Origin of the sequence: Moorena sp. SIO2C4, from assembly GCF_010672485.1 — a bacterium.
Taxonomy (GTDB): Bacteria; Cyanobacteriota; Cyanobacteriia; order Cyanobacteriales; family Coleofasciculaceae; genus Moorena; species Moorena producens.
In genome coordinates this window covers 1-4,312 of record NZ_JAAHGN010000644.1, presented here as the reverse complement: position 1 = coordinate 4,312, position 4,312 = coordinate 1, and the positions used below count along the sequence as shown (strand labels likewise).

General features: G+C 42.6%; 2 protein-coding genes and 1 pseudogene. 2 read left to right on the top strand and 1 reads right to left on the bottom strand.

Annotated features, from left to right (window positions below; genetic code table 11):
• The first annotated feature begins 670 nt into the window (after positions 1-670).
• Positions 671-3,391, top strand: a complete 2,721-nt coding sequence (locus F6K20_RS26285) for an ATP-binding protein (RefSeq protein ID WP_287267955.1) — start codon at positions 671-673, stop codon at positions 3,389-3,391.
• 186 nt (positions 3,392-3,577) lie between these two features.
• Here the strand turns inward: F6K20_RS26285 and F6K20_RS26280 are convergent.
• A pseudogene (locus F6K20_RS26280) lies at positions 3,578-3,787 on the bottom strand (SDR family NAD(P)-dependent oxidoreductase); the annotation flags it as partial.
• 3 nt (positions 3,788-3,790) lie between these two features.
• Between F6K20_RS26280 and F6K20_RS26275 the strand changes: the two are divergent.
• Positions 3,791-4,159, top strand: a complete 369-nt coding sequence (locus F6K20_RS26275) for a hypothetical protein (protein ID WP_008191688.1) — start codon at positions 3,791-3,793, stop codon at positions 4,157-4,159.
• Positions 4,160-4,312 lie beyond the last annotated feature (153 nt).

Sequence of the window (4,312 nt, the reverse complement as noted above, 5' to 3'; positions counted from 1 at the left end):
ACGGGATTGGAATGGCGCGCGGAACATAATGATCCGCGCTTTGTCGGCAACAACCACCAGGTTTTCACCTGGTGCTATACAGATCATTCCTGCTGATGGGTAGGTTTAGAGAGGTTAAATGTTGCACCAGGTGCCATCTATCCTAGAATGGATTGGAAAAGTTACAGCTGCTCTTCCAAAAGGCGCAATTAGCGGATAAACTAAGGTTGCTCTCCTGAGCTTGTGGTGATACTATATAGCAGTTCTTAATTGGGTGAGTGTAAGTAGTCAGCCGTCAGCTGTCAGCTGTCAGCTGTCAGCTTAAAATAAACCTCGTTTGCGTAGTAAATTTTGAGTAGGGTGCGTTAGGGGGGCTCGCCCTAATTTGCCTCCTCGTAGCTAGCGTTGGAACAGCCCCCCCGTAACGCACCACCGGTTAAAATAGCTTCTAGGAGATGCACCCATTTAAAGTCTGGGGAAAAGCCCATCTAAGTATATGCGCTACGCGCACGCTACGCGAACAGTAGTCAGCCGTCAGCTTATTTTATTCAAAAGCTGTTCGCACCTCAAGTAGGGTGGCCACAGGTCTTGGCTGATAGCTGATAGCTGATAGCTGATAGCTGATAACTGAATGCTGATAGCTGAATGCTGATAGCTGAATCCTTACAACGTAACTGGGAAGAAAGCCAACATGACTAGTGCAACTGTTCGGAAAAATCCTTATATTAGAAGAAATCCTTACATTGTTGGTCGTCCCATTTCTGAACCAGAATTATTTTTCGGTAGACGCAACAAGTTTGAATTCATTGAGGACAACCTCCAGCAGGGCGTACAGGTAATTTTGTTCCATGGTCAACGACGTATTGGTAAATCCACTGTACTTAAACAAATTCCCAATTTTGTTGGGCAAGATGAATTTGTGTTTGTTCAGTTTGATCTACAGGACAAAAGTCAGTTATCCCTTAGCCGTGTTCTATACAGTTTAGGACAAGCTATTATTAAACAAATTCAGCTAGAATCTGACCCTATTAATCTACCAAGCATTACGGAATTAGAAACCAATCCGAATCTTTTTGCAGATAGCTTTTTACCAAAAGTCTATAAAGAATTAGGGTATAAAAAGCTGGTGTTGTTGCTAGATGAATTTGATGTGTTGAGTAGTAACTATTATACCTCAGAGCTTGCTTCATCAAAGGAGTCTTCATCTGAAACGTTTTTCCATTATTTAAAATTTCTAATCGAACAAGATCAGCGATTATTTATTATTCCGTTTATAGGACGGCAACTGGATGATATGCCCAAGTTGCTGGGATTATTTAAAGGTGCTCCTAGCCAAAAAGTTGGCTTGCTCAGTGAACGAAGTGCCACAGAGTTAATTACTGAACCAGCTAAGGGGTCTTTGACCTACGAGTCGGAGGCAATCGATGCTATCTTAGCATTAACATCAGGTCATCCCTATTTCACTCAGGTCCTATGTCATGCACTGTTTGCTCAAGCTAGAACTGAACAAAAGTGGCAGGTAACTCGTGATGATGTGACTAGAATTGTTGATGATGCCATTGAAATTGGTGAAGGAGGATTAACCTGGTTTCGGGATGGATTACCGATTCTGGAACGAGTGATATTTTCCGCAGTAGCAGAGGCTCAAAAAAAAGCTGAAAGAAATCCTAATCAGGTTGTGCAAGACCCGTTGAGTTTACTGGAAGAATATGGCGTTACCATCACCGAGTCTTTGACTCAAGCTAGGGAAAAACTGCTTAAATTAGGTTTCTTAGGGGTCGTAGAAATAACTGATCAAGTTTCATCCTACAACGGAAAATATTACAAAGTAGAAATAGAATTAGTCCGCCGCTGGTTAGTCCAACGTTACCCATTGCGGCGAGAGATATTGGAATTGGAAGACCTCGATCCAGAGGCTAAGGCTAGTTATCAACAAGCAATTGAACGAAATGCTCAGGGGGTGAAACCCTATGAACAGGTTTTGAAAGCCAATCCCAATCACTTTAGTGCTTTATTCGAGATCGCAAGGATATATTTGGAAGGTGACGTATTTGATAAAGCAGTGCAATGCTATCAGCGAGCATACCTAGTTGATCGAGTCCGGAATCAGGATGGATTAGTGCGATCGCATTTAGGTTATGCACAACACCTGATGGAAGTAGGGGAAGTTATCCTCACAACGCAGCAATTGAAGCAAGTGCTAACCATAGAGCCAGATAATCAAGAGGTTTATAAGCTCTTTAACAAATTAAACAATCCTTTCGTTGTAGGCGCACCAGTTCCCCCAGACCGTTTTGTGGGACGAAAATCTCTCATTGAGACTGCCTTTGATCAAATATATAACCGCAGTAACTTAGCGATTTGGGGTGGCCCAGGGATGGGAAAGACCTCTTTCCTGGAACTCCTGGCTTCCCCGGACGTTTGGCAAGAGTATGGAGAAGAGCCATCACAGGCGGTGATGGTGCTATTCAGTTGCGAAAGTATCCAACCGTTTACAGCTTCCGGGTTTTGGCAAGAAGTCCTAATTGAGCTGATGGATAAATTAGATAGTGAGCCAGACCTTAAGAGTGACATTGAAACATTGCTCGACCAGGGAAAAGCAACTGCCAGGGGGATGCGCCAAGTATTGGGGCAGCTTGGGAAACGAAACAAGTTCTTGGTGTTGCTAGTGGATGACTATGATGCGGCTTTGCGAGAAAACCCGCACTATACTCAAGCTGACATAGAAGTCTTTCTAAGTGAGTGTCGCAGTATTGCCTATCAATCTCGGGAGAGGGAATATCTATCAATGATTGTCACCTCACTCAAACGTTTCAATGAACTTGGACCGAGTCTAACCCCAGATCAATCCCCGTGGTACAATCACTATCTGTTTGTGGTACTTAGGCCATTAACGGAGACTGAAGTGGATACTCTGCTACAAGGTATTCCAATCACACCAGCATTACGGGATGTTATTCAAAACATGGCTGGTGGACATCCCGCGCTGCTACAAATTGCTGGTTCTTTGCTATTTAGAGAATTAAGAACTGGGAAGTTACCTGATACTGAAACCTTTGCCAAGGAGTTTGAAAGTCAAACTAGACATATTTTTCAAGATATTTGGCAACGGTGCAGGGATGTCGAGCAAGGTCTGTTGATACTGATGGCTTGGTCGAAGTTGAAAGGTAGTCTGGAGCAAAAGATTACTGTTGACTTAAGTGATATTGACTTAGTTTTTAGCCAACAAGAATTAGATTTATATTCTCTCGAACAACAAGGTTTGATTATGAGGAATCAAGACTTAGAGAAACCAGTCTACTTATTTAGGTCATCAATTATGGAGCAGTGGGTAATTCATAAAATTCAGACTAGCGATAAAGCATCATTAGAAAAATGGGAGACTATTTTGCTTAAGCTAATCAACCCTTGAGGAGTTACTATAGCGAAGGGAGTAGGGAGTAGGGAGTGTGGGGAGATGGGGAGATGGGGGTATCGGGAGTCAGATCAGTTTTCCCGATTCCCGATTCCCGATTCCCAATTCTAAATTCTAAATTCTAAATTCTAAATTCTAAATTCTAAATTCTAACTTCTGACTTGCGCGTAGCGCTATATAACCTTACCAATCACATGGTTTATAGTCTTTCAGGAACACCCCATAGAGGCGCTCTCCTGCTAACCCGCGCACAATGGGATCATAAACCCGTGCAGCGCCATCAATCACATCAAGTGGTGGACGAAATCCTTGCTGACGGAGGTATTCACGCACAGGATGAGGCTTCTCGTCTGTAATCCAACCCGTGTCAACACTGGTCATATAAATGCGATCGCAATGCTAACTGCTATTACCGAGTCTTGCATCGAAAACTGGGATTTGGTAGATGAGTATGGTATCGACAATGATGATATTGCTTGTGAATTAAATACTGTTTGGTGCGAAACAATTCTCAGTACAGATATAGCTAAATCAGAAAAAGTAGACTTAGAAGTAAATTTTGACTTTTGGCAAAACGAGTGGGGTAGCTATTTTGACATGGCGAGGGCTGCTTTACAGCAAGGTTGGGACTATCCACCATTACAACAGATACTTCAAGGAAATATTACTTCGACCAGTTTATGGGAAGGATTTCCCCCAGATTACGCTGAGGATTTAGCTTTAATTAGACTACAAATTTTAGAACGACAACAACGCTACGAATAATATCTCTATTTAGCTCAAGCAACAGGGCTTTTAATCAAGTATTTGATCATGTTAGTTCGTTTAGAGGTTGTCTGAAAAGTCTCATTTGCTACATCCAAGCCCCCGTTGGTCCCCCAATTTTGGGGGACTTCTACCAGCAAATTGATTCTTGTA

Coding starts and splice junctions, on each gene's coding strand:
- F6K20_RS26285 (WP_287267955.1), top strand. CDS start 671: ATGACTAGTGCAACTGTTCGGAAAAATCCTTATATTAGAAGAAATCCT.
- F6K20_RS26275 (WP_008191688.1), top strand. CDS start 3,791: ATGCTAACTGCTATTACCGAGTCTTGCATCGAAAACTGGGATTTGGTA.